This is a genomic window from Streptomyces sp. FH025, from assembly GCF_017427025.1.
Classification (GTDB): Bacteria; Actinomycetota; Actinomycetes; order Streptomycetales; family Streptomycetaceae; genus Kitasatospora.
The window spans coordinates 1-2,902 of record NZ_JAFLNG010000843.1 but is presented as its reverse complement, the minus strand read 5'-3'; the positions used below and the strand labels follow the sequence as shown (position 1 = coordinate 2,902).

Below are 2,902 nucleotides of genomic sequence, written 5' to 3'. Positions count from 1 at the left end.
GTTGTGGCGTGCCCATGGTGTGGAACCTGATGCCGTCGTCGGGCATTCGCAGGGGGAGATCGCGGCGGCGTACGTGGCGGGGGCGTTGTCGTTGGAGGACGCCGCCAAGGTGGTGGCGCTACGGAGCAGGGCGCTGGCGGTGTTGGCCGACCAGGGCGGCATGGTCTCCCTGGGGCTCGGGCACGAGCGGGCCGCCGAGTTCGTGGCCCGCTGGGACGGCCGGCTGACCGTGGCGGTGGTCAACTCGGCGGACAGCGTGGTGGTATCGGGCGACCTGGACGCGTTGGACGAACTGCTGGCGGCCTGTGAGGCCGACGGCATCCACGCCCGCCGCCTGCCCGTCAACTACGCCGCCCACTCCGTCCAGGTCGAGGCGATCCGCGAGCAACTGCTCACCGAACTGGCCGACATCACGCCCCACTCGGCGGCGATCCCGTTCTACTCCACGGTCACCGGCGAGCCGGTCGACACCTCCGCCCTCGACGCCGACTACTGGTACCGCAACCTCCGCGAACCCGTGCTGTTCGACCGGACCACCCGTGCGCTGCTCGACCACGGCCACACCGTCTTCGTCGAGGCCAGCCCGCACCCGGTCCTGGTCTCCGCCGTCGAGGAGACCGGTCACCACCACGGCACCGACCTCCTCGTCACCGGCACGCTCCGGCGCGACCAGGACGACTTCCTCACCTCGCTCGGCCGCCTGCACGTCCATGGCGTCCCGGTCGACTGGCGGTTCCCGGACGACACCGAGCCCGTCAGCCTGCCGACGTACGCCTTCCAGCGCCAGCCGTACTGGCTGCGGCCCGTCCCGACGGCGTCGGGCGACCACCCCCTGCTCAGCACGTTCGTGGAACTGCCCGACGGCGCGGTGCTCAGCGGACGGATCTCGCTCGCCACCCACCCGTGGCTGGCCGACCACGCCGTGCGGGGCTCCGTCCTCCTGCCCGGCACCGCGTTCGCGGAAATGGCGGCCTATGCGGCCGGCCGGCTCGGCCACGGGGTCGAGGAGCTGGTGCTCGAAACGCCGCTCGTCCTCGACGACACCCCGGTGCACCTCCAGGTCGTCGTGGGCCCCGAGGACGACGGCCGCTACCCGCTCACGGTGTACTCGCGTGACGGCGACGAGTGGGTGCGGCACGCCACCGGGACCCTGGGCGAGGAGCCGGTGCTGAGCGCCTGGGAGTGGCTGCCGGCCGGTGAGCCCCTCGACGTCGACGGGCTCTACGACTCGCTGTCCGTGCTCGGCTACGAGTACGGGCCGGCGTTCCAGGGCGTCACGGCGGCCTGGCGGGCCGGCGACACCGTCTACGCCGAGGTGGAGCTTCCCGCCGAGGAACCGTTCGCCCTGCACCCCGCGCTGCTCGACGCCGCACTGCACCCCATGGCGTTCCTCACCGACCGCACCGGCCTGCCGTTCGCGTTCACCGGAGTGGCGATACGGCCCGCGGGCAGCCGGACGCTGCGCGTACGCCTGTCCGCCACCGGGCCGGACACGTACACCGTGGCCGTGGCCGATCCGGACGGCACCCCGGTCGCGGTCATCACGTCGCTGACCGTCCGGGACGCCACCACCGTCCCGGACAGCCTGTACGCACTCGACTGGCTGCCCTTTGAATCGCCGGCCTTCGAATCGGCATCGACGGGCGGCGACCCCGCGGACCTGGTCGTCTACGAGGTGCCCGGGCCGGAGCCCGAGGCGGACACCGTCGAGGCGGCGTACGAGAGCGCGCGGAGCGTACTCGCCGTGATCCGGGACCACTTGGCGGGCGAGCGGACGCGGCTGGCGGTCGTCACCCGCAACGCCGTCGCCGCCGCGCCCGGTGACGTGGTCGGCCTCCACCACTCGATGGTCTGGGGCCTGGTCCGCGGCGCGCGGGCCGAGCACCCCGACCGGTTCGTCCTGGTCGACGCCGACCCGACCTGGGACCCCGCGCTGATCGCCGGCACGGACGAGCCGGAACTGGCGGTACGCCAAGGGGCGCTGCGCGTCCCCCGCCTGGTCCGCGTCGGCGCGAGCCTCACCCCGCCGGACGGGACCTGGCGGCTGGAGGACACGGGCACCGGCAGCATCGACGACCTGGCGCTGGTGCCCCGCCCTGAGCTCATGGAGCCGCTGGGGCCCGGGCAGGTCCGGATCGCCATGCGGGCGGCCGGCCTCAACTTCCGGGACGTGCTGATCGCCCTCGGCGTCTACCCCGGCGAGGCCCTGATGGGCGGCGAAGGCGCGGGCGTCGTCCTCGAAACCGGCCCGGACGCCCGGTTCCGGCCCGGCGACCGCGTCATGGGCCTGGTCCCCGGCGCCTTCGGCCCGGTCACCGTCGCCGACCAGCGGCTGCTGGTCCGGATGCCCGACGACTGGTCGTTCGCCAGGGCCGCGTCAGTGCCCGTGGTGTTCCTGACCGCCTGGTACGGCCTGCGCGACCTGGGCGGGCTGAAGGCCGGTGACCGGGTCCTGATCCACGCCGGCACCGGTGGCGTCGGCATGGCCGCGATCCAACTGGCCCGGCGGCTCGGGGCGGAGGTGTTCGCCACCGCCGGCCCGGCCAAATGGCACACCCTGCGCGCCCTGGGACTGGACGAGGAGCACATCGCCTCGTCGCGCACCCTGGAGTTCGAGCAGAAGTTCCCGTCCATGGACGTGGTTCTGGACTCGCTGTCCGGCGAGTTCGTCGATGCCTCCCTGCGGCTGCTCCGGCCCGGCGGCCGGTTCGTGGAGATGGGCAAGACCGACATCCGCGACGCGGCCGACCATCCCGACATCGTCTACCGGGCGTTCGACATCGCCGACGCGGGGCCGGAACGGCTCGGCGAGATCCTGGACGCCGTCGTACGGGCCTTCACGGACGGCGGGTTCGCGCCGCTGCCGTTGGACGTACGCGCGGTCCGGGACGCGGTCGACGTG

General features: G+C 73.5%; 1 protein-coding gene. It reads left to right on the top strand.

Features of this window, described 5'->3' with window-relative positions; translation table 11 throughout:
* Position 1 precedes the first annotated feature (1 nt).
* Positions 2–2,902 (top strand): acyltransferase domain-containing protein (locus J0670_RS34655; RefSeq protein WP_243437951.1); only part of this gene is annotated, 2,901 nt, incomplete at its 3' end.